Below are 25,244 nucleotides of genomic sequence, written 5' to 3'. Positions count from 1 at the left end.
AGTGTGGGAGCCAGCCTGCTGGCGATGCGGGCGACTCGGTTTCACTGACTTTCAGAACTGCCATGCCTGCCAACCACTTCAACACCCACTGCCCCGACTGGGCGACTGCCCTGCTCAACGGCTTCAGCCAGATCTTCCTCCAGCGCCATCCGCTGTGCGGCCTGCTGTGCCTGTTGGCGATTCTTTTGACCGCACCGACTCTGCTGGGCGGCGCTCTGTTGGGCGGCCTCGCCGGTTTGCTCACTGCGCAACGTCGCAACTACGCCAAGGCCGATCGTCAGGCCGGGCTGTTCAGTTACAACGGAGTGCTGCTCGGCTTGCTGCTGAGCCTGTACTTCCCCTGGTCCGCCCTGTTGCCGCCGCTGATCATTGCCGCTGGCGGACTGAGTGCCATGCTCACCCAGCAATGGTTGAAACGCGCCCGCGACCGTCAATGCCTGCCGGCCTACACCGCGCCCTTCGTCGGCATGAGCTGGTTGCTGCTGTCGTTTGCCGGGCCACAACACCCTGCGCCGCTGATCGAAATGAGCACACTCAACCTGTTCGCCGCTGCGCTGAAGGGGCTTGGTCAGGTGATGTTTCTCGGTCATCCACTGGCGGGTGCACTGATCGCCGCCGGCTTGCTGATCGCCGACCGTCGCGCGTTTATGTGGGCGTTGCTGGGCTCCGTTGTCGGACTCGGGTTCGCTTTGGCGCATCACGAAACATCTACCGCGCTGCTGGGCCTGGGCGGTTACAACGCCGTGCTCGCTGCCCTCGCCTTCAGCGGACAACGCCGTCGGCCCTGGTTGCCACTGCTGGGCATTGCCCTTGCCGTATTGCTCACACCGGGCTTCGCCGCGCTCGGCCTGGCCACGTTGACCGCGCCGTTCATCCTTGCCTGTTGGCTGATCCGCGCCGGCATTCGCGTGTTCCGTCAGGCCGCCATCGACAGCGCGCCTTGCGCTACCGGGGAGAATCACCCTAGGCTGCGCTGATTCTCGATTCAGGCGTTTTCCATGGACAGCAGCAAAAACTGGCGTGAAGAACTTTACGTCATGGTTTTCCAGAGCGACACCAAGGCCGGGCGCCGCTTCGACGGCATCCTGCTGTTGATCATCCTCGCCAGCATTGTGATCGTGATGCTCGACAGCATCGACACGATCCACCAGAACTACGCCAACGTGCTGGCGTACATCGAGTGGGGCTTCACCGTCATCTTCGCCATCGAATATGGCCTGCGGCTCTACTGTTCGCCGAAGCCGTTGCGCTATGCGTTCAGCTTTTACGGACTGGTGGATTTGCTGGCGATCGTGCCCGGTATCCTGGCGCTGTATTACGCCGATGCGCAGTATTTGCTGATTATCCGGATCATTCGGATGCTGCGGATTTTCCGCGTGCTCAAGCTCAGTCCTTATCTGAAACAAGCCAATTACCTGATGGCGGCGCTGCGCGGCAGCAAGCAGAAGATCGTGGTGTTTCTGGTCAGCGTCTGCACACTGGTGACGGTGTTCGGCACCCTGATGTATGTGATCGAAGGCCCGGAGCACGGCTTTACCAGCATTCCGAAAGGTATCTACTGGGCGATCGTGACGCTGACCACCGTGGGCTTTGGCGACATCGTGCCCAAGACGCCGCTGGGTCAGGTGATTTCGTCGCTGGTGATGATCACCGGTTACTCGATCATCGCGGTGCCGACAGGGATTTTTACCGCTGAACTGGCCAACGCCATGCGCGGCGAACAGTTGCAACATGACTGCCCCGTGTGCAAGAAAAACAGCCACGAGCATGGCGCTGCATTTTGCTCGCGGTGCGGCAACGCGCTGTTCAAGAAACTGGAATAAGCAAAGTGCTTTTTAATCTTTAAAGGACTATGCGAGCGCAGTTATAGTCGCTGGCAAAATGCCTCACTTTTAAATTAGAACAAGGAATGCGCAGTGAAAAAACTCTTTGGCGCCTCACTTCTGGCCGCTGGCCTGGCACTGACCAGCGTGGCTCAAGCCGCACCGACCCTGCTCAACGTTTCCTACGACGTGATGCGAGATTTCTACAAGGACTACAACACTGCGTTCCAGAAACACTGGCAAGCCGAGCACAACGAAAACATTACCCTGCAGATGTCTTTCGGCGGTTCCAGCAAACAGGCGCGCTCCGTGATCGACGGCCTGCCGGCTGACGTCATCACCATGAACATGGCCACCGACATCAATGCTCTGGCGGACAACGGCAAACTGGTCCCGGACAACTGGGTCACCCGCCTGCCGAACAACAGCGCGCCGTTCACCTCGGCGACGGTGTTCATCGTTCGCAAAGGCAACCCGAAAGCCCTGAAAGACTGGCCGGATCTGCTCAAGGACGGCGTGCAAGTGATCGTGCCCAACCCGAAAACCTCGGGCAACGGCCGCTACACCTATCTGTCGGCCTGGGGTTATGTGCTGAAAAACGGCGGTGACGAGAACAAGGCCAAAGCCTTCGTCGGCAAACTGTTCAAACAAGCGCCAGTGCTCGATACCGGAGGCCGTGCCGCCACTACCACGTTCATGACCAACCAGATCGGCGACGTGCTGGTGACCTTCGAAAACGAAGCGGAAATGATTGCCCGCGAGTTTGGTCGTGACCAGTTCGAAGTCATCTACCCAAGCGTCTCCGCCGAAGCCGAGCCGCCGGTGTCCGTGGTCGACAAAGTGGTCGAGAAGAAAGGCACCCGCGCGGCCGCCGAGGAATACCTGAAGTACCTGTGGTCGCCGGAAGCTCAGGAAATTGCCGCCGCCAACTACCTGCGTCCACGTGATCCAGCGGTACTGGCCAAGTACACCGACCGCTTCCCGAAAGTGGATTTCCTGTCGGTGGAGAAGACCTTCGGTGACTGGCGCACCGTGCAGAAGACCCACTTCAATGATGGCGGGATTTTTGATCAGATTTACAGCGGCCAGTAATTCCTGAGCGCAATGAAAAAGGCGACCTGCAGAGGTCGCCTTTTTTGTGGTCACGAATTATTGTGCGACGCCAATCCTGTGGGAGCGGGCTTGCTCGCGAAGAGGTCATGTCAGTCGACATCATTGTTGAATGACACACCACTTTCGCGAGCAAGCCCGCTCCCACAAGGATTTCGATATGCCGTTACATCGGCGGTGTAACGCCATCCTTGCCGGCCGAGATGGATTGAGCCGTCAGCGTCCCGTCGGCACTCTGCGTCACGAACGTCACGATCTTCACGCCCACTTTCAGCAAGCTGCGATCCCCTGGCATCAGGTTGACGATCGGCACATCCTCCGGCACCAGAATCTTCTGTTGACCCCCCTTGTAGTTGACGGTCAGCACACGGCCATTGCTGACCACCAGATCCCCCACGCTGCCATTGGTCATGCTGCTGCCCTTAGCCAGATCGAACGGCCGATGGCCGTCGCCGCTGCCGGCCAACTCCGGTGGGAAGACATGGACTTCCAACGCTTTCAGCGAGCCATCTTCCTGCGGAACGGCAGCCGATCCGATGTAACTGCCGGGCTTGATGTCTTCAATATTGGCCAACGTGACGGCGCGGACCTTGGTGTCCCCGGTCAGGTGGATAACCACGTTCTCGCCACTGTTGACGTGGACTTTCAAGAGGTCGGGGCTCACTCCGGTGATCTCGCCACGCACGCCGATGCGCATCCCCGGCGCGTCAGCCGCCTGGGCGAGACCTGCCGTGAGCAAGCCAATCAAACTGATAACTGAAGCACCGCGAATCAGGTGACGGAACATCGCGTTCATGAAAATGCCCTTCCGGTTGTGAATCGTGAAGAGAGAACATAAGCACGCTATCGAACAAGATGTAAGTGAATGTATCATCAGAATTAGAAATTTTAGCGCACGCTTCATCGGCATACGGCACAGGCCGGCGTCACTCATTCCGCAACGGAATGATTGCTATCACTCCAACCCCACTTCCGCCGTACCGGCCAGCCGCTTAGCCTGCGCGCATTCCATTTTGCTCAGCGAGACACGTTATGAATCCAGCGAACCAGGCACCTCACGGCGCCGCGACAATGACCAAAGGCATGGTGCTGCTGTTCGCCTTTTGCTGTGGCGCCATTGTTGCCAATATTTACTACGCCCAGCCGATCATCGGCCTGATCGCGCCGGACATCGGCCTGACCAGCACCATGGCCAGCCTGATCGTTTCGCTGACCCAGATTGGCTACGCGCTGGGTCTGTTCTTCCTCGTGCCGCTGGGCGATCTGCTGGAAAACCGCCGGCTGATGATCATCACCACGGTGGTGGCGATTGCCAGTCTGTTGGGCGCGGCGTTTACCGATCAACCTAACGTCTTTCTGTTGATCTCGCTGCTGGTGGGGTTCAGCTCGGTGTCGGTGCAGATCCTGATTCCACTGGCCGCGCACCTGGCGCCGGAAGAGACTCGTGGCCGGGTGGTCGGCGGAATCATGGGCGGTTTGCTGCTGGGGATTCTGTTGGCGCGGCCGGTGTCCAGCGTTGTGGCGGACCACTTCGGCTGGCGCGCGATGTTCGTGATCGCCGCGGTGTTGATGGCGGCGATCAGCATCGTGTTGGCGATGACAATTCCCAAGCGCCAGCCGGATCACAGCGCCTCGTATGGCCAATTGCTGGGCTCGCTGTGGACACTGTTGCGCCAACAACCGGTACTGCGTCAGCGCGCGTTTTACCAAGGCTGCATGTTCGCCACGTTCAGCCTGTTCTGGACAGCCGTGCCGCTGGAATTGGCGCGCAATCACGGCCTGTCGCAAACCCAGATCGCGATCTTCGCCCTGGTGGGAGCCATCGGTGCGATCGCCGCGCCGATCGCCGGTCGACTGGCTGACGCCGGCCACACCCGCATCGCTTCGCTGCTGGCCCTGCTGTTCGCGAGCCTGAGCTTCCTGCCCGCATTCATCCATCCGGCCTACAGCGTCATCGGCCTCGCCGTCACCGGCGTGGTGCTCGACTTCTGCGTACAAATGAACATGGTCCTTGGCCAACGCGCGGTCTACGCCCTCGACGCCAAAAGCCGCAGCCGCCTGAATGCGCTGTACATGACCAGCATTTTCATCGGTGGCGCCTTTGGATCATCGGTGGCCAGTGCGGTGTATGAACATGGCGGCTGGTTGTGGATCGTAATCGTGGGCAGCGCGTTTCCACTGTTGGCGTTGTTGCGGTTCTTGAGTGTTTCGCAGAAGGCTTCGTTCGCAACTGCTTAAGACGTCAAAAGTTATCTTCACGCCACCAAGGCAGGGCGTTGGTAGGGGATTGTTGGTTAGAGAAGTCTGGCGTTTCGATTATTTCGTTTATTGCGATTTTCGATTAATTCGAATAGCCTCCCAGCTTCGATTATTCAGAATATTGGAAACGCCATGCCGTCTGTCATCCACCCACAGATCACCTTGCCTATGGAAAGTGAGGTTCAAGCCGCCATCGAAGGCCAGCGCGCTTTGGCGGCGTATCTTGCGACTCAATTCGAAACCCAGCACATCCAGATTTTTGATGAGCAAAACGAAGCTCATTCTGTGGTACTGCCCACTTCGGCACTTCGGTTGCTGGTCGATGTCCTGGCTGAACTCGCGGCAGGCAACGCCGTCAAGGTGGTTCCGGTTCACGCTGAACTCACTACCCAGGAAGCAGCGGACTTGCTCAACGTCTCACGTCCGCACCTGATCAAACTGCTGGAATCCGGCGACTTGTCCTACCACAAAACCGGCAAGCACCGACGTGTGCGCTTTGCCGATTTGATGGACTATAAAACCCGGCGCAACATTGCCAGCGAGCAAGCAATGAAGCTTCTCGCCGAGCAGGCACAAGCGTTAAGGACAGGATACGAGTGAGGAACTCCTCTTTTACCGCTGTATATGACGCATGTGTGCTTTACCCCGCTCCCTTGAGAGACTTTCTGATGTGGCTCGCGCTCTCGGGACGATTCAGAGCGAAATGGTCCCAGGAGATACACAACGAATGGAAACGCAATCTGCTCAAAAACCGTCCGGATCTGACCGCAGGACAACTGAATCGCACGTCTGAACTGATGGATCAGGCTTTGCCCGACGCGTGCGTGATGGGTCACGAAGATTTGATAGAAGGACTGACGTTGCCCGATATCGACGATCGCCATGTGCTGGCTGCTGCCATTCGCTGTAACGCGAGCGTCATCGTCACTTTCAATCAGAAAGACTTCCCCTGCAAAGCGCTCGAACCTTTCGGTATCGAAGCACAACATCCTGACGAGTTCGTCGGAAACCTCTTCGACCTGGACTCGTCTGCAGTAATCATGGCGGCGCATAGCCAACGGCAGCAGTTAAAAATGCCGCCTCTGGATGTCGACAGCTATCTCAATCTTCTGTCGCGACAAGGGCTGACAAACTCGACCAAGGCGTTGATTCAGTACCAGGCCATGCTCTGAATACCCTTCGACCATCACTGCAAAGTGTCCAATCGCTAAACCACACCCCCATCAAACCCGACCCTGACATTCCCCGGTAACTCGCTACCATGCTCCAGCAACCACGCATCCAGCGTATGCCCGACATGCGTCAGGACCGCTTGCTCCGGTTGCAACTCGTCAATGCACCGCAAGGCAAGATTCAGATCGTTGTGATTGCGAGGTGTCTGCGGCTGCGGTGGCATTGAACAGTCGAGCACCAGCAGGTCCAGCGGCTCACGTTGCAGTCGGGCTGTGGTGGCCGGCGGCAGGCCGACGGTGTCGGTCAGGTAGGCAATCCGGCGCCCTTCTCCTTCCAGCAGGTAACCGAGGGTCGGCCTGGAGTGTTGCAGCGGCAGCGCGGTGACGCTGAGCGCACCGAATTGCCGGGTTTCGAAGCCATCGAACGGCTGGCTGAAATCGAGGATCCCGGGATGCTTGTAGAGATCGGCCAGGCCTTCCGGGTCCACCGGACCATGGACCGGAATCACCAGCCCCTGACCCCAGCGCAAATGCAGCAGCCCTTGGGCGTGATCGGCGTGGTAGTGGGTCTGGAAAATACCGTTGAAGCTGCGCGGCGGGAAACGTTCGGTCAGGTCCGGCAGGCCACTGTCGATCAGCCAGCGTTGATCACCACATTCGATCAGCGCGCAGCACGGTCGTCGTCGCCAGCGTTCATCGATACGCGCGCGGATGCAGGCCTGACATTCACAGCCATAGACCGGCACCTGTCGGGCATCGCCGGTGCCCAACAAGGTCAGGCGCATGGGGCGGGCTCGTCGATGCAGGCCAACAGGTGCTCGACGGTGTGCTCCAGCGGTCCGGAGTTGTCGAGCAGATGCACGCTCGGGTCCTCCGCCAACAGGCGCTCACTGAAACGGGCATTACGCGTCAGCCGCTGGTCGATCTCGGCCACCGACTCACGCCCGCGCGCCAGCAAACGCTGGCGCAGCACCGCCTGGTCCACGGTCAGCAACACCACCAACACGTCTGGATAGCGCTCACGGGTTTGCGGCAGATGCCCGCGTGAACCGTTGACCAGCACGTCGTCCCCCACCGCCAGCCACTCGTCGATTTCCTGCGGAATGCCATAAGCCAGGCCATTGGCCTGCCAGCTCAGGGCAAATGCACCCTGGGCCTGCATCTCGGCGAACTGCTGCTGGCTGACGCCCAGCGCCGCCTCCCCGACCGCTTCCGCCGAGCGTGTGATGACCCGCCGCACGATACGACAGCCGCGTTCGGCCAACCGCGTTCGTGCGGCATCCAGCAGGCTGTCCTTGCCCGAACCTGAAGGCCCAATGAGATAGATCAACCTGCCTGACATCAGAACATCCTCTTCGCTTGTCGCCATACTTGCTGGACCACCGGCAAACCGTCCTGACTCCGTGCCTGCACCAGATCGGCGCGCAGGCCCGGGGCGATTTCGCCGCGATCACTTAACCCGGCGGCCCTGGCCGGAGCCAGGCTGACCATGCGAATGGCTTCGGCCAGATCGACCCGTTCGCTCTGCGCCGCCAGCGCAAACGCCGCTTGCAGCAGACTGGCCGGGTAGTAATCACTGGAAAGAATTTCCAGCAGACCTTCTGCGGCCAGGTCTGCGGCTGCCACGTTACCCGAGTGGGAACCGCCACGTACGATGTTCGGTGCCCCCATCAGCACCTTCATGCCGTTTTGCTGACTGCCGCGCGCCGCCTCGGCGGTGGTCGGGAATTCGGCGATAGTCATGCCATAGCGCGCCGACTCCTCGACATGCGCCAGGGTCGCGTCGTCATGGCTGGCCACCGACAGACCACGGGCCAGGCAATGCTCGACAATCGCCGCGCGATAGCGGGTGCTGTACTCGCGGGAGTTGGCCTTCTGCAGCACGATGAATTCTTCCATCTGCGTGTTCGTCAGGTGGTACTTGCCCATGTAGTACTCACGGTACTTGGATTCCATCACAAACTGGCGCTGGCCCGGCGAGTGGTCCATCACCGAGACCAGTTGCACCAGCGGATGCTCCACCAGGTCGCGGAATACGCTCAACGTATCGGGATGGCACAGTTCGCAACGCAAGTGCAGACGGTGTTCGGCACGGGTCAGCCCGGCGTCGGAGGCGCTGGAGATGGCTTCAAGCATCGCCGGCAATTTCTGCATGCGATTGCCTTTGGGGTTCACATCGCCAATGGAAATGGCGTCGAACACCGTAGTGATGCCGGCCGCGATGATCTGTGCATCGTGACTGAGCACCGCCGAGCGCGATGGCCAGTCCACGCCGGGGCGCGGGGTCATGTGTTTTTCCAGGTTATCGGTGTGCAGCTCAACGAGGCCGGGCAACAGGAAATCACTGTTGAGGTCCTGCGCCTGAGGCAAGCGGCTCAGGCCTTCGGCGACGTCAGCGATCAAACCGTCACGCATGACCACGGAGCCGAGGAACACACGGTCAGCGGTGACCAGTCGGGCATTGCTGAGGATCTGTTCAGCGGACATTGGCGTATTCCTCGTGGTTCACAGCGGCTGGGGTCATGTCGAGATGGCGATCGGCGACCGCCTCGCGGGCGGTGCGGTCGTGGAAGATGCCGATCAGCGCAGCGCCTGCCGCTTTCGCCTCATTCATCAGTTCCAGCACCACCTGGCGATTGATGTCGTCCAGGGACGCTGTCGGTTCATCGAGCAACATCACCGGCCACGCCACCATGAAGCCGCGGGCGATGTTCACCCGCTGCTGCTCGCCACCGGAGAACGTGCCGGGTGCCAACTGCCACAGGCGTTGCGGGATATTCAGACGGCTGAGCAACAGCTCGGCGCGCGATTGCGCCAGGTGTTTTGACCAGCCACGGGCCAGGGCCGGCTCCATCACCACGTCCAGGCAGGCCACCCGCGGGATCACCCGCAGGAACTGACTGACATAGCCCAGGGTTCGCTGGCGCACCTGGAGAATGTCGCGCGGCTCGGCGCCCACCATCTCCAGCCAGTGACCGTCGTGCTGCACGCGAATGCTGCCGCCCGCCGGCAGATAGTTGCCATAAAGGGTGCGCAACAAGGTGCTTTTACCGGCGCCGGACTGGCCATGCAGCACCAGGCATTCGCCGCCCGCCACACTGAAATCCACCCCGCGCAGCACGTTCAGGACCACGCCATGCTGCTGATGCAGGGTGAAGGTTTTCGAGAGGTCACGGACCTCGATCAAGGTATTCATCGCTCGGACTTCCACAGATGGACAAGGCTTCACGGCTGCAACACCGAAGACACCAGCAGTTGCGAGTAAGGGTGCTGCGGGTCGTCGAGGATCTGGTCGGTCAGTCCGGTTTCCACCACCCGCGAACGCCGCATCACCATCAGCCGGTCCGCCAGCAAACGGGCCACCGCCAGGTCGTGGGTGACGATGACCACCGCCAGGTCCAGTTCACGCACCAGTCCGCGCAGCAGGTCGAGCAAGCGCGCCTGCACCGACACGTCGAGGCCGCCCGTGGGTTCGTCCATGAACACGAGCCGCGGGCTCGAGACCAGATTGCGCGCGATTTGCAGGCGTTGCTGCATGCCGCCGGAAAAGGTCCGCGGCAAGTCGTCGATGCGCAGCGGATCGATTTCCACCTGGCTCAGCCAGTCGATCCCCGCGCCGCGCAGTTGCTGATAATTGCGCACGCCCTGGGCCATCAGGCGTTCGCCGATGTTGGCGCCGGCGGAAACGCCCATGCGCAAACCGTCCCGAGGATTCTGTTCGACGAAGCCCCACTCGGTGCGCAGCAAGGTCCGGCGCTCGGCCTCACTGGCGCTGTACAGATCGAGCCATTGGCTCTGTTTGTCGCGGTAACCGATGCTGCCGCTGTGGGGCGGCAGGCGCCCGCTGAGCAATGAGAGCAAAGTCGATTTGCCCGAACCGGACTCGCCGACGATCCCCAGCACCTCACCGGGATACAAGTCGAAACTGACACCCTGGCAACCCTTCTCCGGGCCGTACAGCAGCGACAGGTCACGCACTTGCAGCAAAGGCTCGGTGGCCACGGACAGTTGGTTTTTCAGCGCCTGGTTCATTGGCCCTGCTCCTGCTGGCTGACGCGCTGGGCGCAGTAATAGGTGTCGGAACAGACGAAGCTCTGGGTTCCGGCGTCGTCGATGATCAGCTCGTCGAGGAACGAATCGTGGCTGCCGCAAATGGCGCAGCACTCGTCCCACTTCTGCACTTCGAACGGGTGGTCCTCAAAGTCGAGGCTGGTGACTTTTGTGTACGGCGGCACCGCGTACAAACGCTTTTCCCGACCGGCACCGAACAGCATCAGCGCCGGGCTCATGTCGAGTTTCGGGTTGTCGAATTTGGGGATTGGCGACGGGTCCATCACGTAGCGTTCGTCGACCATCACCGGGTAGGCATAAGCGGTAGCGATGTGGCCGAAAGTGGCGATGTCTTCGTAGAGCTTGACGTGCATGACCCCGTAATCGTTGAGGGCGTGCATGGTCCGGGTCTCGGTTTCGGACGGCTCGATAAAGCGCAACGGCTCCGGGATCGGCACTTGGTAGACCATGATCTGATCGGCGTGCAGCGGGGTTTCCGGGATGCGGTGGCGGGTCTGGATCACCGTGGCAGCCGGCGTGCTTTCGGTGGTCATGACGCCAGCGGTGCGCGCGAAGAAACGGCGGATCGACACGGCATTGGTGGTGTCGTCCGCGCCCTGGTCGATGACCTTGAGCACGTCATCGTCGCCGAGAATCGCCGCGGTCAATTGCATGCCGCCGGTGCCCCAACCGTAAGGCAACGGCATCTCGCGGCCACCGAACGGCACCTGGTAACCGGGGATCGACACGGCCTTGAGCAAGGCGCGGCGGATCATGCGTTTGGTCTGTTCATCGAGGTAGGCAAAGTTGTACGCCGCATCGCGAACCGGTGCCTGCATCAAGTCATTCATGGCTGTGGCCCTCGGCAGGCTTGCGCAGTTTGCGGATCAGTTCCAGTTCGGCCTGGAAGTCCACGTAGTGAGGTAATTTGAGGTGCGAGACGAAACCGGCGGCCTCGACGTTGTCGCAGTGCATCAGTACGAATTCTTCCTGCTGCGCCGGGGACACGATCTCTTCGTTGAACTCCCCGGCTCGCAACGCGCGATCGACCAGCGCCATGCCCATGGCCTTGCGCTCGGCGTGTCCGAAGGCCAGGCCGTAACCGCGGGTGAACTGCGCCAGTTCGGTTGCCGAGCCGACGAACTGGTTGACCATTTCGCACTCTGTCACTTCAATGCCGCCCAGGCAGATGGGGAAACCCAATTCTTCGGGATCGATCCAGACCTCCACTTCACCGATGCGAATTTCCCCGGCGAACGGGTGATTGCGGCCATAACCGCGTTGGGTGGAATAGCCCAGCGCGAGCAGAAAACCTTCATCGCCACGGGCCAGGGCCTGCAAGCGTTGGGCGCGGCTGGCCGGCAGTTCCAGCGGATCGCGGGTGATGTCGGCGACGCTGTCGCTGTTGTCGGTTTCGTTCTTGATCAGGCCTTCCTTGGCCAGCAGACCCAGAACCCGTGGGCAAGGTTCGAGACTGGCGTTTGGGAGGGTTGGCGGCCCGGGATATTCGCCTTCGGCGAGCAGCGCAAAGTCGAGCAGACGATGGGTGTAATCGAAGGTCGGCCCGAGCAGTTGCCCGCCGGGCACGTCCTTGAATGTGGCGGACAGACGCCGGCTGAGCTGCATGTTCGAGGTGTCGATCGGCAGGCTCGGGCTGAAACGCGGCAACGTGGTGCGGTAGGCGCGCAGCAGGAAGATCGCTTCCACCAGATCGCCCGCCGCCTGCTTGATCGCCAGCGCGGCCAGTTCTTCGTCGTAGAGCGAACCTTCACTCATCACCCGCGCCACGGCCAACGGCAGTTGCTGGCGGATTTGCTCAATGCCCAGCTCCGTGACCGAGGTATCGCCCCGGCGCTTTTTCGCCAGCAGGCGGTGAGCATTGTCGATGGCCTGTTCGCCACCCTTGACGGCTACGTACATCAGATACGCTCCTGTGTAATGCGGGTGCTACGCGGCAAACCCATCACGTCTTGGCCGGCGGTGAAAAACAGATCCAGGCCGCGGGGAAATTCGTTGCGCTGTTCGCGCTCGCGCCAGAAGCCTTCGGCCACGGGCAACGCGACAGCGTGCTCGGTTTCGATCCCCGGCCCACGCCAGGCCAACCGTGCTCCGCTGTCCAGATTCGGTAGCTGAACGAGCAAGGTGCAGGACTGATCGGGGTAACGGTCATTGCCATGATCAAAGCCGCTGAGGTCGAGCAGATCATCGGCCGCGAGCAAGGCAAACCGCGCGTTTTCTCGGTTTGCGGTCAGCGGGCAACCGCAGTGGAACGCCAGGTTGGCGCGGATTGCCGGCGTGTCGAAGGACGGCGACAGCCACAGCGGCGTGTCGACATCCAGCAACGCCAGGCACAGCGCGTAGGTGGCCGGCGCCAACCCTTCAAGGCTCGGCGAGGCGTGCAACGTCTGGATCAATCCAGGGCCGGCCAGCGCTTTGAGCGCGGCGCGAAAACCACGCTGGGCATCCAGCACCGGGTCGGTAAACGCCGGTTGCAACAACGGTGCGCTCATCAGTTTTCGCCTCGCACAAGGGTGAAGAATTCGACTTTGGTGGCGGCGGTTTCCGCCTCTTTCTGCGCCCGGCGTTGTGCCTGGGCGTTAGCCAGCGGCGTGATCACTTGATCCAGCCAATGGCGTTGCTGCGCGCCCTGCAAATGCGCGTCGGCCAGGGCAGCCGACTCGGCGTGGACCTTGTCGCGCCCCGTCAGGTAGCTGTAACCGGTGCGGCCATCGGCCAGGCGCACCACGCAACGGGTCACGCTCATTTCGCCGACGTTGAACGGTGCACCGTTGCCGCCCATGCGCCCACGGACCAGGGTCATGCCGATTTCCGGGGCGCGGATCAGTTGGTACTCGACGTCGCGCAGTGCGTCTTCGAAGGGCTGCAATTCACTGCGACGAGCGCGGGCCAGCACGCCGATCCAGTGTTGCCGCTCGGTGTGAGGAACAGGGTTTTGCATTGCGTTCTCCATCAGGTGACGACCTGGTACTGGAAGCGATCCGAACGGCTGGTGGACTGGGCCAGCTCCACCGGGCGGCCATCGCGATCGCGGGAAAGGGTGAACACACTCAGCGCCGGCAAATGCCGCGGCATCATCAGCAACGCGGCTTCTTCGCGGCTGGGCAAACGGGCGCCGATCAGGCTCAGGGTGCGGGTCAGCGGCAGGTCGCGCTCGCTCAGGTATTGGCGCAGGGAACCGCCGGTGTAGTCCGCCAGCAACGGCGCATGGCTGGCGCAGTAGCGATGGCGAATCAGGCTGACGGGCTGGTGGTCGAGCTTGCGCAGGGTCTGCAACTCGATCATCGGCGCCATCTCGACCAGACCGAGGTGTTGCGCCTCTTCACGACTGGCGAAGCAGTAACGACGCTTGAGCAGGACGGCTTCAACGCCGAGCCCCTGGGCCGACAACGATTGGCTGTAGGCACTGTCGGCGGCCATCGGATAAATCAGCGGCCGTTCCAGCACCTGCGTGCCCTTGCCCTGGCGGCGCAGCAGGCTGCCTTCGAACACCAGCTCATCGATGGCGCGGCGCAAGGTATGGCGGTTGACCCCGAAACGCTCGGCCAACTGCACCTCCGCCGGCAGGAAGTCTCCGGCCTGATAATCGGCCAGCTCGCGCCGCAGGATGTCGGCCAGTTCGCGGTACACCGGCTCATCTTGTCTAGACAACTGCATGCTTAAAAAAAGCGCCCACGGGCACCCCTCCGAAATTCAGATGAACTGCTTGCGCAGGCGTTGCGACAGGATGTCGATCAGGCTCACCACGACGATGATCACCAGCAAGACCGCGCACGTTTGAACAAACTGGAAGGCGCGGATGTTCTCCCACAGAATCACGCCGATCCCGCCGGCACCGACCATCCCCACCACGGTCGCGGAGCGCACGTTGGCCTCGAAGCGATACAGCGCGTAGGAGACCCACAGCGGCATCACTTGCGGAATCACCCCGTAGATCACTTCCTGCAAGGCGCTGGCACCGGTGGCGCGAACCCCTTCAACCGGGCCCGGATCAATCGCCTCGACCGCTTCGGCAAACAGCTTGGCGAGCACGCCGGTGGTGCTGATCCACAGCGCCAATACCCCGGCAAACGGCCCCAACCCGACTGCCACGACGAACAACATGGCGAAGACCATTTCGTTGATGGAGCGGAAGGCGTCCATCACCCGGCGCAGTGGCTGGTGGATCCACCAGGGGGTGATGTTCTCCGAGCAGAGAATGCCCAGCGGCACCGAGCAGACAATCGCCAGCACCGTGCCCCACAGGGCGATCTGGACGGTGACGATCATTTCCTTGAGGTAGGCGCGCCATTCGTGAAAGTCAGGCGGAAAGAAATCGGCGGCGAAGGTCGCCATGTTTCCCGAGTCACGGTACAGCGCCATCGGGTTCATCTCGGCGCCGTGCCAGGCCCAGGCCAGCAGGAGCAGAAACAGCCCCCAACCGGCGTACTGCGGCCAGGTGCGCTTGCCGACAGCTTCAGCGTGCAGAGTGGTCATAAGGTTTCTCCATAAGGCGTGACACATGACTAATGCCAAGTGCAAAACCTGTGGGAGCGGGCTTGCCCGCGATGACTGAGTGTCAGCCGACATCAATGCTGACTGTCACTGCGCTATCGCGGGCAAGCCCGCTCCCACATGATCCGAGTCGTGAATCAGCCGGCGGCTGCCGCGGTCTTTTTGTCGGCGCTTTTCTCGAGCAAGGTCAGGCGCTCTTGCAGCTTGGCCAGTTCGGCATCGATCTCGGCCAGGCGCTTGGCCTTGTCCGCGGCCTCAAGCTTGCTGTCGGTGCTGATCGTGGTGCGCTGCTTGAACAGCTCCAGCTGACGGATCGGCAGCAACTGGTCGTCGCTGGACTTCAGGAACTTGCCCAGCTGCATGCCCGCAAGCACCGCTTTCTCCGAATCGGTGTCGCCATAGCTGAAGATGAAATCGCGGATCTTGGTCTTCTCGCTGTCGCTCAGCGCCTTGCTCCACACCAGCGGGTCGGCGGGAATCAACGGCGATTTCCAGATCACTTTGAGCAGCGCTGCCTTGTCAGGCTGGGTAACTTCCAGGCGATCCCAGCTTTCGGTGTTGAACGTCGCCACGTCCAGCTGCCCTTTGGCCACGCTCAAGGCGTTGACCTCATGACTGGAGTTGAGGGTGCGCTTGAACGCGGTGGCGGCATCGACGTGGTTCTTGGCGAACACGTAGTAGCCCGGCACCAGATAGCCCGAAGTGGAGTTCGGATCACCGTTGCCGAAGGTCAGGTTCTTGGCGTTTTTAAGCATGTCTTCGACGGAGTTGATCGGACTGTCCTTGCGCACGATCAGCACGCTCCAGTAACCGGCGGCGCCACTGGCGGCAGCGGTCTGGGCGAAGATCTCGCCGTTGGAACGGTCGACGGCTTCGATGGCGGCCTTGTTGCCCAGCCAGGCGACATCAACCTTGTTGAAGCGCATGCCCTGGATCAGTCCGGCGTAATCGGACGCGAAGGTGGCGTTGATTTTCAGGCCGGTCTTCTTCTGCATGTCGTCCAGAAACGGTTGCCAGATGCTCTTCAGGTTTTGCGAAGACTCGGTGGACATGATGCCGAAGTTGATGGCTTTTTCTTCAGCCTGGGCGGTGCCCAGCACACAGCTGGCGAGCAAAGCGGCGCCAGCAAAAACGCGACCGATACGGTTCAGCATGGAAAGGATTCCTGAGGGTGCGCAGTTGAGGGAAATAGAGCTATTCACACGCGAGCCAGCACCAGCCGGGGAGCGGGTTCGCTGCGGCGGGACTGGTCGGAGAACATCAGGCTGGTGTCGAGGTCGGCACCGTACAGATCATTGAGGAACTGACTGCTCAGGTCGGCGGCGAGGCCATCGAAATGAATCCGCCCGCCCTTGAGTGCTACCGCGCGGGGGCAATAGCGTGTGGCGTAATCGACCTGATGCAGGGTGACCACCACGGTCTTGCCATCGCGGCGGTTGATGTCGGCGAGGATTTCCATGACCTTGCGCGCCGACTCCGGGTCCAGGGACGCGATGGGTTCATCGGCCAGAATGACCTCGGCCCGCTGGGTCAACGCCCGGGCAATTGCCACGCGCTGCTGTTGGCCGCCGGACAGGGTCGACGCCCGTTGCGCCGCCAGATCGGCCAGGCCGACACGGTCCAGGGACTCGAGGGCGAAGCGCTTTTCCTCGGCATTGAACAGGCACAAATTGCCACGCCAGCGCGGCATGCGCCCCAGGCAACCGAGCAGCACGTTGTCGAGCACACTGAGGCGATTGACCAGGTTGAACTGCTGAAAAATGTAGCCGATGTCGGCGCGCAAACGACGAACCTTGCCATTGAGCCGCCCGGACGACTGCACCTCCCGCCCCAGCACCTTGACGCTGCCGCCGTTGCTGCGATCGCAACAGGCCAGGCCTGCGAGGTGGCGCAACAACGTGGATTTGCCGGAACCGGAAGCGCCAATCAGCGCGACCATCTCACCGGCCGCGATGGTGAGTTCGAGGTCGACCAGTGCGGTTTTGCGCGCAAAGGTCTTGTTCAGATGATCGACATGGATAGCTGCGTTCATGGGCTTCTCTGTCTGGTTGAACAGCCGTCCCTGGCCGCTTTGAAGTTCAACCGACTTTAGGCACGGGCTGTGTCAGCCCTATGACTTGCACAAGTCGCTGGATTAACCATTTGATGAAGGTTTTGTGAAAGGTTGAGCGGGATGGGGTCACTGCTGGACCTGTAGGAGCTGGCTTGCCGGCGATGGCTGTGTGTCCGGCTGCGGGTTTTTTGATGGTGTATATATCCGTTGCTGCGGTAACGGCGGCTAATGATTCCGCTTTTACAGCGGGTCACTTGGAAGAGCGCCAAGTAACCAAGCGCCCCTGACGTACGGCCTTCCGACGGGGCAGATCAAGATCAAGATCAAAATCAAAAACGAGGCGGCCTGATAGCCGGCCTGAAGTCCGTCAGGATCATCGGCGGTGAACACCCATGTCATGACCACCACAATCCCTGTGGGAGCTGGCTTGCCAGCTCCCACAGGGGAATGCATATATCCGAAGAGCCAGGTCGGCCCGAAGGCCGCCTCGCGGTGCTGTCGCGGTCGTCGCCCCCTCGTGAGGCCGAGTGGAGGTTCTGCGCAGTGGGCAACCCGGCATGGATGCCGGGTTAGCCGCCCCCGGCCATGGATGGCCGATGGCGGCGGGCCCACGGAGCAGGACCGGAAGGAGGGCATGGCGAGCCTAGGCGAGGCACCGAACGAAAGGGGCAAAAGCGCTTGGTTACTTGGCGCTTCTCCAAGTGACCCGCCGTAAGGGCGGAACCAATAGCCGCCGTTACCCAAGAAACGGATTTGTACACCATCAAAAACAGCCCACCCGACACACCGCTATCGCGAGCAGCCCCGCTCCCACAAGGTCCAGTGGCAATCCAGTCTTTCCCCGAGCCCAAAAAAAAGGCGACCCCAGAAGGTCGCCTTTTGCGTTACTGCCCGAATTGCCGCCCCAACCCGCCCGGCACGCCATGGATATCCGTTTCTTCCCACGGCCCGTTCGGGCTGACAGACCGGCTCCAGCCGTTATCCCAGCGGTAGTACGTGCGCTGGCGGTAGAAGGTGTTGGTCTGATCCTCGAGAACGTATACGCCGAGCTTGGGATCCCAATGGCTGTTGCCACCCGGCGGCGGCGCGAAGCTGGCGGAGGTGCGTGGCAGCGGTTTGGCAGGCTTGGCCGGAATGCTCGGCTTGCTCGGGGTCGGCGAGGTAGACGGCGTGGGCTTGGGCTGCGAGGGCGGGATCGGCGGCAGCGGCGTCGGCTCGGGCCGCTGGACCGCACACGCGCTTAACCCCAGGACCAGACTGAGCAGGGTGATACGAGCGATAGCGGTCATGGTTGCGTTTTCCTGTTATTTGTCCGGACTGTCGATGGTCAGTTTTTGCGGCGCGGTGGTGCTGCTGGCCAGCGGCTGGCTGCGACCGATCCATTCGCCGGCGGTCGGTTGGCCAGCACGGGAGATGCGCGCAACCAGTTGGACTTCAGGGAAGTTCGACAGTTTCAACTGCGGCATCATTGCGTCGGCATCGCCCAGTTCGACAGTCGCCGGCAAGTCCGCCACGGTCAGGCGTTTGGCGGCCAGTGGCGCCGGTGGGCCATTGGTGGCGCGAGCGAAGATGAACACGCTGTCGCCCGGCTGAACCTTGGCCTTGAGCGCTGGCGCCAGATCGACGCTGACTTTGAGCAACGCCGACTTGACCGCGGGTGCCTGGGCAACCTTGCCGCCGCTGGCTTCGAGTTTTTCAGTGGCCCGGGCAATCCCGCCTTGCAGCGCGGCCCGTGAATTATCCTCCGGTGGCAGCTGCGCCAGCAGGCGATTCCAGTAATCGATGGCGTCCTGATAACGCGCGCTTTCAAACGCGGCGATGCCAAGCAGACCGAGACTGGTCACTTCCTTCGGGTCAGCTTTCAACGCTTCGTCGGTGAGGGCCTGGACCTTGTCCGACCACTTCTTGCCATCAGCGAAGTATTGAGCTTGCGCCCATTGCCCGAGCAATTCCGGCTGACGACCGGCCAGGTTCACCGTGCGTTCGAAGATCTTCGCCGCATCGCCAGGACGATCCTGCGCCATGTAGGTCCGACCCAGGAAGTACAAGCCTTCTGCCGAATCCGGTTGCGCCGCGACGGCGCGCTCCAGGCGGCGGGTCATCTCTTCCATCGACTGCGGCGCCTGAGAGAATTCGCGGGTCAGTTCGACCTTGTCGCTCGCGCCGAAATGCAGGTAGAGCCCAAGCCCCAACACCGGCACCAGAATCGCCGCCAGCAGTGGCAGCGGTTTGCCCAGACGGGAAACCCGCGGAGCCTCGACGCCTTCGGTGTCGGCAAGCAGTTCACGGGCCGCTTCGGCGCGACCGGTTTCCAGTTGCGCAGCGTTGAGCACGCCCTCCTCCTGCTCGGTTTGCAACTCAGCCACGCGCTCCTGATACAGCGCGACGTTCAGGGCCGTACGATCCTCTTCCAGTTGAGCGCGACGGCCGCGCAGAACGGGGATCAACAAAAAACTCAGGGCAACCAGAAGCAGCAGACCTGCAGCGAGCCAGAAATCAATCATTCTTGGTTTTATCCAACAGGTGGTCGAGGCGCTCGCGCTCCTCGGCAGAAAGCGTGTCCGGAGCATCAGCGCGTTGAACGCGACGACGGCGGACGATCACGGCGATGATCACAAAACCGCCCAGCAGCAGGCCGGCCGGGCCGAACCAGAGCAAGGCAGTCTTGGCGTTCAGCGCAGGTTTGTAGCGGACGAAATCACCATAGCGGTCGACCATGAAGTCGATGATCTGCTGATTGTCCTTGCCCTCGCCCAACATGCGGAAAATCTCTTTGCGCAAGTCGGCGGCGATCGGTGCGTTGGAATCGGCAATGTCCTGATTCTGGCACTTGGGGCAACGCAGCTCTTTGGTCAGCTCGCGAAAACGCTCGCGGTCGCCTTCTTTGGCAAACTCATAGGTGTCGATGGCTGCGTGTGCCACGCCAGCCATGCTCAGCCCCAGTACAACAGCCGCTATCCAGCGCTTCATGGTTTGGCCTCGTCGACCAGCGCCTGGTACTTGGCCGCCAGTTTTTCGCGCCAGACCTGTTCGTCGATCACACCCACGAACTTGTCGCGGATGATGCCCTTGGCGTCGATGAAAAAGGTTTCCGGAGCGCCGTACACGCCAAGGTTCAGGCCCAGCGTGCCCTCGTCGTCGCGGATGTCCAGTTGATACGGGTTGTGGAATTCCTTCAGCCACTTCAAGGCGTCCGCGTTGACGTCCTTGTAGTTGATGCCGTAGATCACCACGCCCTTCTCGGCCAGTTTGTTCAACACCGGGTGCTCGACCCGGCAGGAAATGCACCAGGTGCCCCAGACGTTGACCAGTGCCGGTTTGCCCACGATGTCAGCCTTGGTCAGGGTCTTGTCGCCCTGCACCGCTGGCAGGGAAAACTCCGGGAACGGTTTGCCGATCATTGCCGAAGGCAGCTCGGCGGGGTCCAGGTACAACCCGCGATAAAGGAACACAGCCACCACCAGGAAAATCGCCAGTGGCAGCAACATCAGCCAACGCTTCATGCAGTGGCTCCCGACATGCCCAGTGCTTCACGCACGCGGCTTTTCACTTTGACCCGATAACGACGATCCAGCGCCGCCAGCAACCCGCCCAGCCCCGTCAGCAGCCCGCCGAACCAGATCCAGCGTACGAAAGGCTTGACGTGCACGCGCACGGCCCATGCGCCATCGCCCAGCGGTTCGCCGAGTGCGACGTAAAGGTCACGGGTGAAACCGGCGTCGATCCCGGCTTCGGTCATCACCGAGTTCTGCACGGTGTACAGGCGTTTTTCCGGGTGCAGCACGCTGATTTCCTTGCCGTCGCGGATGACCCGCACGGTTCCCTTGTCGGAAGTGAAGTTCGGGCCTTCAAAGTGTTTGGCACCTTCGAACACGAACTGGTAACCGCCCAGATCCATGGATTCGCCCGGTGCCAGGCGCAAGTCGCGTTCGGCACTGTTCTGGCTCGACAACACGACACCCAGCGCGCACACGGCGATGCCCAAATGCGCGACTTGCATGCCCCAATAGCTGCGGGTCAGGGTCGGCAGGCCTTTGATCAAACCTTTGTGGCGCGTCTTGTCGAGAATGTCACGCACGCCGGCCAGCAATACCCAGGCCGCCAGCATGAAGGTCGCGATCACCGCCCAGTTGAAATCGCTGTAAGCGACGCCAGCCACCACGGCCAGCGTGGCGCTGCCGAGCAACACCGGGGTCAACATGCTCATCAGCCATTTGACCGGGGTGTCTTTCCAGCGCACCAGCATGCCAACCGCCATCACCACCATCAGCAATGCCATCAACGGAATGAACAGCGCGTTGAAGTACGGCGGGCCGACCGACAGCTTGGCGCCCGTCATCGCATCGAGGATCAGCGGATACAAGGTGCCGAGCAGGATCATCGACGCCGCCACCACCAGCACCAGGTTGTTGCCCAGCAGCAGGGTTTCCCGGGACCAGAGGTTGAAGCCGACATGGCTTTTCACGACCGGCGCGCGCAGGGCAAACAGCGTCAGCGAACCGCCGACCACGAACAGCAGGAAGATCAGGATGAACACGCCGCGCTCAGGGTCGGAGGCGAAGGCGTGAACCGACGTCAGAACGCCGGAACGCACGAGGAAAGTCCCGAGCAAGCTCAACGAGAACGCAGCAATGGCCAGCAACACGGTCCAGCTCTTGAACACGCCACGTTTTTCCGTGACGGCCAACGAGTGGATCAGCGCGGTGCCCACCAGCCAAGGCATGAACGAGGCGTTTTCCACCGGGTCCCAGAACCACCAGCCGCCCCAGCCGAGTTCGTAGTAAGCCCACCACGAACCCAGGGTGATACCGATGCCGAGGAAGGCCCAGGCGACGATGGTCCATGGACGTGACCAGCGCGCCCACGCCGCATCAAGACGACCGCCCAGCAGCGCGGCGATGGCGAAGGCGAAGGCCACGGAGAACCCGACGTAACCCATGTACAGCATCGGCGGGTGAACGATCAGGCCAATGTCTTGCAGCAACGGATTGAGGTCGCGACCGTCCGCCGGGATTTGCGGCAGGATGCGTTCGAACGGGTTCGACGTGAGGATCAGGAACAGCAGGAAACCAATGCTGATCATGCCCATGATCGACAGCACCCGCGCCAGCATCACTTGCGGCAACTGCCGGGAGAACACCGACACCGCGAAGGTCCAGCCGCCGAGGATCAGCGCCCACAGCAGCAACGAACCTTCGTGGGCGCCCCACACCGCACTGAATTTGTAGTACCACGGCAACGCGCTGTTGGAGTTGCTGGCAACGTAGGCGACGGAGAAATCGTCGGCCATGAACGCGTAAGTCAGGCAACCGAAGGCGAACAAAAGGAAGGCAAACTGGCCCCAGGCGGCCGGCTGAGCCAGACTCATCCACAAGCGGTCGCCGCGCCAGGCACCCAGCAACGGCACCACGGCCTGAACCAGCGCGAAACACAGCGCCAGAATCATCGCCAGGTGGCCCAATTCAGGGATAAAGATTCCGGACATCATCAATTAGCCCTCTTTTGCTGGAGTGGGTGCCGACTGGCCGCTGTCTTTCAGGGCCTTGGTCACTTCAGGCGGCATGTACTTTTCATCGTGCTTGGCCAGCACTTCATCGGCCACCACCACGCCGTCAGCGTTGAGCTTGCCCAGGGCGACGATGCCCTGCCCTTCGCGGAACAGATCCGGCAGGATCCCGCGATAGCTGATGGTCACGGATTTGTTGAAGTCGGTAACGATGAATTTCACGTCCAGCGAATCGCCGGACCGTTGCAGCGAACCTTTCTCGACCATGCCGCCGGCACGAATGCGCGTGTCCTGCGGTGCTTCACCATTGGCGATTTGCGTCGGGGTGTAAAACAGGTTGATGTTCTGCTGCAGGGCGCTCAGGGCCAGGCCGACGGCAGCGCCGACACCCACCAGGATCGCGAGAATGATGATAAGACGCTTTTTGCGCAGCGGATTCACTTGCCGTTCTCCCGGCGCAGACGACGCGCCTCTTGTTGCAGATACCGCTTGCGGGCCAGGACCGGCGCCGCCACGTTGAGAGCCAACACTACCAGGCAGATGCCATAGGCTGACCAGACATACAGGCCATGCTGGCCCATGGCGAGGAAGTCGCCGAATGAAGCAAAACTCATCGAGCGGCCTCCAGACTGTTCTGCACTTCGGCCTTTACCCAACTGGCGCGGGCTTCGCGCTTGAGCACTTCAAGGCGCATGCGCAGCAGCAGCACGGCACCGAAGAAACAGTAGAAACCCAGCGCCGTCAGCAGCAGTGGCAGCCACATCTCGGCCGGCATTGCCGGTTTTTCGGTAAGGGTGAAGGTCGCACCCTGGTGCAGGGTGTTCCACCACTCCACCGAGTATTTGATGATCGGGATGTTGATCACGCCGACAATCGCCAGTACCGCGCAGGCCTTGGCCGCGCTGTCACGATTGCTGATGGCGTTGCCCAGCGCAATGAGACCGAAGTACAGAAACAGCAGAATAAGCATGGACGTAAGTCGCGCATCCCAGACCCACCACGAGCCCCAGGTCGGCTTGCCCCAGATCGCGCCGGTGACCAGCGCCACGGCGGTCATCCAGGCACCGATGGGGGCCGCGCATTGCAGGGCGACGTCGGCCAGTTTCATCTTCCACACCAGCCCGACGATCCCGCACACCGCCAGCATCACGTAGATGGACTGCGCCAGCATGGCGGCCGGAACGTGGATATAGATGATGCGAAAGCTGTTGCCTTGCTGGTAGTCAGGCGGCGCGAAGGCCAGGCCCCAAACGACGCCGACGCCAATCAGCAGCAACGCGGCAATGCTCAGCCACGGCAGCAGTTTGCCACTGATGCCGTAAAACCATTTGGGTGAGCCGAGCTTATGAAACCAGGTCCAGTTCATTGCAGTTTCCATCACGGTTGCTCTTCGCTTTGAAGAGCCAAGGGTCTTTACTGATCAAAAAATGACCAGACCTCATTATTCGCCGACGCTGATCTTCAGGCCAGCAGCTATTGCAAAAGGTGTCAGGGTTATCGCCAGGGCGGTCAGGCTGCCAAGCCACAGGAGATAACCGGTCGCCGGCATACCCTGCAAGGCCGCCTGCAAGGCGCCACTGCCGAGAATCAACACCGGGATGTACAACGGCAGAATCAGCAGCGCCAGCAACAGGCCGCCACGCTTCAACCCCACCGTCAGGGCGGCGCCCACCGCACCGAGCAGGCTGAGCACCGGTGTACCGAGCAACAGGGAAAGCAGCAACACCGGCAGACAGGCGGTTGGCAAACCGAGCATCAACGCCAGCAGTGGAGCGAGCAAAACCAGTGCCAGACCAGAGAAGGCCCAGTGTGCCAGTACCTTGGCCAAAACCAGAAGAGGCAGGGGGTGCGGCGAAAGGACCCACTGTTCAAGGGAACCGTCTTCGAAATCACTGCGGAAAAGCCCGTCCAGCGAGAGCAAAACCGATAAAAGGGCTGCCACCCAGACCAGTCCCGGGGACAAGGTTTGCAACAATTGAGACTCGGGGCCGACCGCCAACGGGAACAGCGAAACCACGATCGCGAAGAATACGAGCGGATTGGCCAGCTCCGCGGGACGGCGGAACAACAAGCGAGCCTCACGGGCGACCAACAGGCCGAAAACACTCATACGGCCCAGTTCCCCAGATCAATGTCGCGATAGCCGGCCGGCATCCGGGTCAGCGTGTGGTGAGTGGTCAACACGACCATACCGCCGCGCTCACAGTGCGCGCCCAGGTGTTCTTCGAGTTGCGCCACGCCTTGTTTGTCGAGCGCGGTGAACGGCTCGTCGAGGATCCACAGCGGCGGACTGTCCAGATACAGGCGCGCCAACGCCACACGACGTTGCTGGCCCGCGGACAGGGTGTGGCAAGGAACATCTTCGAAACCGCGCAGTCCGACAGCTTCAAGCGCTGCCCGAATGGCTTCATGGGTGGCGGGCTGATGCAGGGCACAGAGCCAGCTGAGGTTTTCTTCCGGCGTCAGCAAATCCTTGATGCCGGCTGCATGACCGATCCACAGCAGGTTGCGCGCCAGTTCACCGCGTTGTTCGTTCAACGGCTGGCCGTTGAGCAGCACTTGACCGGCGGTCGGTTGCATCAGACCCGACAGCAGACGTAAAAGACTGGTTTTGCCGCTGCCGTTGGGGCCGCTGATTTGCAACATTTCGCCACTGGCCAGTCTCAATTCGAGATTTTCGAAGAGCAGCCGAAGGTCTCGCTCACAGGCGAGGGCAACGGTTTGCAGGACTGGACTGGTCAAGAGATCATGGGCCTTTA

Annotated in this window: 30 protein-coding genes; 6 read left to right on the top strand and 24 right to left on the bottom strand. The window is 61.3% G+C overall.

The window, feature by feature from the left end:
* Positions 1-62: 62 nt before the first annotated feature.
* The 3 genes from J2Y86_RS26245 to J2Y86_RS26235 all read left to right on the top strand — a co-directional run bounded on the left by J2Y86_RS26245 (position 63) and on the right by J2Y86_RS26235 (position 2,915).
* Positions 63-977 (top strand): urea transporter, encoded by a 915-nt coding sequence (locus J2Y86_RS26245; protein ID WP_253438352.1) that lies wholly within the window; start codon positions 63-65, stop codon positions 975-977.
* Positions 978-998: 21 nt separating this feature from the next.
* The gene (locus J2Y86_RS26240) at positions 999-1,823 is read left to right on the top strand and encodes an ion transporter (RefSeq protein ID WP_253438349.1); all 825 of its coding nucleotides are present in this window, start codon (positions 999-1,001) and stop codon (positions 1,821-1,823) included.
* A gap of 93 nt (positions 1,824-1,916) precedes the next feature.
* Positions 1,917-2,915 carry a sulfate ABC transporter substrate-binding protein gene (locus J2Y86_RS26235; protein ID WP_253438347.1) on the top strand — a complete coding sequence of 333 codons (999 nt, stop codon included), beginning with the start codon at positions 1,917-1,919 and terminating at the stop codon, positions 2,913-2,915.
* 184 nt (positions 2,916-3,099) lie between these two features.
* Here J2Y86_RS26235 and J2Y86_RS26230 read toward each other — a convergent pair whose 3' ends face one another.
* Positions 3,100-3,729, bottom strand: a complete 630-nt coding sequence (locus J2Y86_RS26230) for a hypothetical protein (RefSeq protein WP_253438345.1) — start codon at positions 3,727-3,729, stop codon at positions 3,100-3,102.
* A 236-nt stretch (positions 3,730-3,965) separates the two neighbouring features.
* On the opposite strand from J2Y86_RS26230, the gene J2Y86_RS26225 reads away from it, so the two are divergent.
* The 3 genes from J2Y86_RS26225 to J2Y86_RS26215 all read left to right on the top strand — a co-directional run bounded on the left by J2Y86_RS26225 (position 3,966) and on the right by J2Y86_RS26215 (position 6,364).
* Positions 3,966-5,171 (top strand): MFS transporter, encoded by a 1,206-nt coding sequence (locus J2Y86_RS26225; RefSeq protein WP_253438343.1) that lies wholly within the window; start codon positions 3,966-3,968, stop codon positions 5,169-5,171.
* A gap of 153 nt (positions 5,172-5,324) precedes the next feature.
* The gene (locus tag J2Y86_RS26220; protein ID WP_253438341.1) at positions 5,325-5,792 is read left to right on the top strand and encodes a helix-turn-helix domain-containing protein; all 468 of its coding nucleotides are present in this window, start codon (positions 5,325-5,327) and stop codon (positions 5,790-5,792) included.
* On the top strand, positions 5,789-6,364 hold the full coding sequence (locus tag J2Y86_RS26215; protein ID WP_253438340.1) for a PIN domain-containing protein: 576 nt from the start codon (positions 5,789-5,791) through the stop codon (positions 6,362-6,364). Before J2Y86_RS26220 ends, J2Y86_RS26215 begins: the two co-directional genes overlap by 4 nt.
* 35 nt (positions 6,365-6,399) lie before the next feature.
* Here the strand turns inward: J2Y86_RS26215 and phnP are convergent, their stop codons facing one another.
* The 23 genes from phnP to ccmA all read right to left on the bottom strand — a co-directional run bounded on the left by phnP (position 6,400) and on the right by ccmA (position 25,227).
* Entirely contained in the window at positions 6,400-7,149 is a 750-nt protein-coding gene (gene phnP / locus J2Y86_RS26210; RefSeq protein WP_253438338.1) for a phosphonate metabolism protein PhnP, read from the bottom strand.
* Positions 7,140-7,706: a phosphonate metabolism protein/1,5-bisphosphokinase (PRPP-forming) PhnN gene (gene phnN / locus J2Y86_RS26205; RefSeq protein WP_253438336.1), complete on the bottom strand. Its 567-nt coding sequence runs from the start codon at positions 7,704-7,706 to the stop codon at positions 7,140-7,142. Before phnN ends, phnP begins: the two co-directional genes overlap by 10 nt.
* Complete coding sequence (locus tag J2Y86_RS26200) at positions 7,706-8,851, bottom strand: alpha-D-ribose 1-methylphosphonate 5-triphosphate diphosphatase (RefSeq protein ID WP_253438334.1); 1,146 nt, start codon at positions 8,849-8,851, stop codon at positions 7,706-7,708. The genes phnN and J2Y86_RS26200 overlap by 1 nt, the downstream gene beginning before the upstream one ends.
* Positions 8,841-9,560, bottom strand: a complete 720-nt coding sequence (gene phnL, locus J2Y86_RS26195) for a phosphonate C-P lyase system protein PhnL (RefSeq protein ID WP_253438332.1) — start codon at positions 9,558-9,560, stop codon at positions 8,841-8,843. Before phnL ends, J2Y86_RS26200 begins: the two co-directional genes overlap by 11 nt.
* Before the next feature lie 29 nt (positions 9,561-9,589).
* The gene (gene phnK / locus J2Y86_RS26190) at positions 9,590-10,396 is read right to left on the bottom strand and encodes a phosphonate C-P lyase system protein PhnK (protein WP_253438330.1); all 807 of its coding nucleotides are present in this window, start codon (positions 10,394-10,396) and stop codon (positions 9,590-9,592) included.
* The gene (locus tag J2Y86_RS26185; protein ID WP_253438328.1) at positions 10,393-11,265 is read right to left on the bottom strand and encodes an alpha-D-ribose 1-methylphosphonate 5-phosphate C-P-lyase PhnJ; all 873 of its coding nucleotides are present in this window, start codon (positions 11,263-11,265) and stop codon (positions 10,393-10,395) included. Before J2Y86_RS26185 ends, phnK begins: the two co-directional genes overlap by 4 nt.
* The gene (locus tag J2Y86_RS26180; RefSeq protein WP_253438326.1) at positions 11,258-12,334 is read right to left on the bottom strand and encodes a carbon-phosphorus lyase complex subunit PhnI; all 1,077 of its coding nucleotides are present in this window, start codon (positions 12,332-12,334) and stop codon (positions 11,258-11,260) included. The genes J2Y86_RS26185 and J2Y86_RS26180 overlap by 8 nt, the downstream gene beginning before the upstream one ends.
* Positions 12,334-12,924: a phosphonate C-P lyase system protein PhnH gene (gene phnH / locus J2Y86_RS26175; protein ID WP_253438324.1), complete on the bottom strand. Its 591-nt coding sequence runs from the start codon at positions 12,922-12,924 to the stop codon at positions 12,334-12,336. Before phnH ends, J2Y86_RS26180 begins: the two co-directional genes overlap by 1 nt.
* Positions 12,924-13,373, bottom strand: coding sequence for a phosphonate C-P lyase system protein PhnG (gene phnG, locus J2Y86_RS26170; RefSeq protein WP_253438322.1), 450 nt, complete (start codon positions 13,371-13,373; stop codon positions 12,924-12,926). Before phnG ends, phnH begins: the two co-directional genes overlap by 1 nt.
* An 11-nt stretch (positions 13,374-13,384) precedes the next feature.
* Positions 13,385-14,089 (bottom strand): phosphonate metabolism transcriptional regulator PhnF, encoded by a 705-nt coding sequence (gene phnF, locus J2Y86_RS26165; protein ID WP_253438320.1) that lies wholly within the window; start codon positions 14,087-14,089, stop codon positions 13,385-13,387.
* A gap of 36 nt (positions 14,090-14,125) precedes the next feature.
* Positions 14,126-14,908 (bottom strand): phosphonate ABC transporter, permease protein PhnE, encoded by a 783-nt coding sequence (phnE, locus tag J2Y86_RS26160; RefSeq protein WP_253438318.1) that lies wholly within the window; start codon positions 14,906-14,908, stop codon positions 14,126-14,128.
* Between the two features lie 155 nt (positions 14,909-15,063).
* Positions 15,064-16,080 (bottom strand): phosphonate ABC transporter substrate-binding protein, encoded by a 1,017-nt coding sequence (gene phnD / locus J2Y86_RS26155; RefSeq protein ID WP_253438316.1) that lies wholly within the window; start codon positions 16,078-16,080, stop codon positions 15,064-15,066.
* A 44-nt stretch (positions 16,081-16,124) separates the two neighbouring features.
* Positions 16,125-16,958 (bottom strand): phosphonate ABC transporter ATP-binding protein, encoded by an 834-nt coding sequence (gene phnC / locus J2Y86_RS26150; RefSeq protein WP_214381572.1) that lies wholly within the window; start codon positions 16,956-16,958, stop codon positions 16,125-16,127.
* 905 nt (positions 16,959-17,863) lie between these two features.
* The gene (locus J2Y86_RS26145) at positions 17,864-18,268 is read right to left on the bottom strand and encodes a hypothetical protein (RefSeq protein ID WP_253438314.1); all 405 of its coding nucleotides are present in this window, start codon (positions 18,266-18,268) and stop codon (positions 17,864-17,866) included.
* 15 nt (positions 18,269-18,283) lie between these two features.
* The gene (gene ccmI / locus J2Y86_RS26140; RefSeq protein ID WP_253438312.1) at positions 18,284-19,483 is read right to left on the bottom strand and encodes a c-type cytochrome biogenesis protein CcmI; all 1,200 of its coding nucleotides are present in this window, start codon (positions 19,481-19,483) and stop codon (positions 18,284-18,286) included.
* The gene (locus J2Y86_RS26135) at positions 19,476-19,949 is read right to left on the bottom strand and encodes a cytochrome c-type biogenesis protein (protein WP_253438310.1); all 474 of its coding nucleotides are present in this window, start codon (positions 19,947-19,949) and stop codon (positions 19,476-19,478) included. The genes ccmI and J2Y86_RS26135 overlap by 8 nt, the downstream gene beginning before the upstream one ends.
* A complete protein-coding gene (locus J2Y86_RS26130; protein WP_253438309.1) occupies positions 19,946-20,482 on the bottom strand; it encodes a DsbE family thiol:disulfide interchange protein in 537 nt (178 codons plus the stop codon). The genes J2Y86_RS26135 and J2Y86_RS26130 overlap by 4 nt, the downstream gene beginning before the upstream one ends.
* Entirely contained in the window at positions 20,479-22,467 is a 1,989-nt protein-coding gene (locus J2Y86_RS26125; protein ID WP_253438307.1) for a heme lyase CcmF/NrfE family subunit, read from the bottom strand. Before J2Y86_RS26125 ends, J2Y86_RS26130 begins: the two co-directional genes overlap by 4 nt.
* A gap of 3 nt (positions 22,468-22,470) precedes the next feature.
* Positions 22,471-22,926, bottom strand: a complete 456-nt coding sequence (gene ccmE, locus J2Y86_RS26120; protein WP_008026817.1) for a cytochrome c maturation protein CcmE — start codon at positions 22,924-22,926, stop codon at positions 22,471-22,473.
* Positions 22,923-23,099, bottom strand: coding sequence for a heme exporter protein CcmD (gene ccmD / locus J2Y86_RS26115; RefSeq protein WP_253438304.1), 177 nt, complete (start codon positions 23,097-23,099; stop codon positions 22,923-22,925). The genes ccmE and ccmD overlap by 4 nt, the downstream gene beginning before the upstream one ends.
* Positions 23,096-23,851, bottom strand: coding sequence for a heme ABC transporter permease (locus J2Y86_RS26110; RefSeq protein WP_157714069.1), 756 nt, complete (start codon positions 23,849-23,851; stop codon positions 23,096-23,098). Before J2Y86_RS26110 ends, ccmD begins: the two co-directional genes overlap by 4 nt.
* Positions 23,852-23,926: 75 nt before the next feature.
* Positions 23,927-24,595 carry a heme exporter protein CcmB gene (gene ccmB, locus J2Y86_RS26105; RefSeq protein WP_084320586.1) on the bottom strand — a complete coding sequence of 223 codons (669 nt, stop codon included), beginning with the start codon at positions 24,593-24,595 and terminating at the stop codon, positions 23,927-23,929.
* Positions 24,592-25,227, bottom strand: coding sequence for a cytochrome c biogenesis heme-transporting ATPase CcmA (gene ccmA, locus J2Y86_RS26100; RefSeq protein ID WP_253438302.1), 636 nt, complete (start codon positions 25,225-25,227; stop codon positions 24,592-24,594). Before ccmA ends, ccmB begins: the two co-directional genes overlap by 4 nt.
* Between the last annotated feature and the right edge of the window lie 17 nt (positions 25,228-25,244).

The sequence above is a fragment of the Pseudomonas migulae genome (assembly GCF_024169315.1).
GTDB lineage: Bacteria > Pseudomonadota > Gammaproteobacteria > Pseudomonadales > Pseudomonadaceae > Aquipseudomonas > Aquipseudomonas migulae_B.
The sequence above is the reverse complement of the archived record's forward strand: the minus strand, read 5'-3'. Positions and strand labels throughout refer to the sequence as shown.

Coding starts and splice junctions, on each gene's coding strand:
- phnL (WP_253438332.1), bottom strand. CDS start 9,560: ATGAATACCTTGATCGAGGTCCGTGACCTCTCGAAAACCTTCACCCTG.
- J2Y86_RS26200 (WP_253438334.1), bottom strand. CDS start 8,851: ATGTCCGCTGAACAGATCCTCAGCAATGCCCGACTGGTCACCGCTGAC.
- J2Y86_RS26135 (WP_253438310.1), bottom strand. CDS start 19,949: ATGAAGCGCTGGATAGCGGCTGTTGTACTGGGGCTGAGCATGGCTGGC.
- J2Y86_RS26125 (WP_253438307.1), bottom strand. CDS start 22,467: ATGATGTCCGGAATCTTTATCCCTGAATTGGGCCACCTGGCGATGATT.
- ccmI (WP_253438312.1), bottom strand. CDS start 19,483: ATGATTGATTTCTGGCTCGCTGCAGGTCTGCTGCTTCTGGTTGCCCTG.
- J2Y86_RS26185 (WP_253438328.1), bottom strand. CDS start 11,265: ATGAATGACTTGATGCAGGCACCGGTTCGCGATGCGGCGTACAACTTT.
- J2Y86_RS26180 (WP_253438326.1), bottom strand. CDS start 12,334: ATGTACGTAGCCGTCAAGGGTGGCGAACAGGCCATCGACAATGCTCAC.
- J2Y86_RS26110 (WP_157714069.1), bottom strand. CDS start 23,851: ATGAACTGGACCTGGTTTCATAAGCTCGGCTCACCCAAATGGTTTTAC.
- phnP (WP_253438338.1), bottom strand. CDS start 7,149: ATGCGCCTGACCTTGTTGGGCACCGGCGATGCCCGACAGGTGCCGGTC.
- phnG (WP_253438322.1), bottom strand. CDS start 13,373: ATGCAAAACCCTGTTCCTCACACCGAGCGGCAACACTGGATCGGCGTG.
- J2Y86_RS26145 (WP_253438314.1), bottom strand. CDS start 18,268: ATGACCGCTATCGCTCGTATCACCCTGCTCAGTCTGGTCCTGGGGTTA.
- phnK (WP_253438330.1), bottom strand. CDS start 10,396: ATGAACCAGGCGCTGAAAAACCAACTGTCCGTGGCCACCGAGCCTTTG.
- phnN (WP_253438336.1), bottom strand. CDS start 7,706: ATGTCAGGCAGGTTGATCTATCTCATTGGGCCTTCAGGTTCGGGCAAG.
- phnH (WP_253438324.1), bottom strand. CDS start 12,924: ATGAGCGCACCGTTGTTGCAACCGGCGTTTACCGACCCGGTGCTGGAT.
- phnD (WP_253438316.1), bottom strand. CDS start 16,080: ATGCTGAACCGTATCGGTCGCGTTTTTGCTGGCGCCGCTTTGCTCGCC.
- J2Y86_RS26220 (WP_253438341.1), top strand. CDS start 5,325: ATGCCGTCTGTCATCCACCCACAGATCACCTTGCCTATGGAAAGTGAG.
- J2Y86_RS26240 (WP_253438349.1), top strand. CDS start 999: ATGGACAGCAGCAAAAACTGGCGTGAAGAACTTTACGTCATGGTTTTC.
- phnE (WP_253438318.1), bottom strand. CDS start 14,908: ATGACCACTCTGCACGCTGAAGCTGTCGGCAAGCGCACCTGGCCGCAG.
- phnC (WP_214381572.1), bottom strand. CDS start 16,958: ATGAACGCAGCTATCCATGTCGATCATCTGAACAAGACCTTTGCGCGC.
- J2Y86_RS26130 (WP_253438309.1), bottom strand. CDS start 20,482: ATGAAGCGTTGGCTGATGTTGCTGCCACTGGCGATTTTCCTGGTGGTG.
- ccmB (WP_084320586.1), bottom strand. CDS start 24,595: ATGAGTGTTTTCGGCCTGTTGGTCGCCCGTGAGGCTCGCTTGTTGTTC.
- J2Y86_RS26245 (WP_253438352.1), top strand. CDS start 63: ATGCCTGCCAACCACTTCAACACCCACTGCCCCGACTGGGCGACTGCC.
- phnF (WP_253438320.1), bottom strand. CDS start 14,089: ATGCAGTTGTCTAGACAAGATGAGCCGGTGTACCGCGAACTGGCCGAC.
- J2Y86_RS26230 (WP_253438345.1), bottom strand. CDS start 3,729: ATGAACGCGATGTTCCGTCACCTGATTCGCGGTGCTTCAGTTATCAGT.
- ccmD (WP_253438304.1), bottom strand. CDS start 23,099: ATGAGTTTTGCTTCATTCGGCGACTTCCTCGCCATGGGCCAGCATGGC.
- J2Y86_RS26225 (WP_253438343.1), top strand. CDS start 3,966: ATGAATCCAGCGAACCAGGCACCTCACGGCGCCGCGACAATGACCAAA.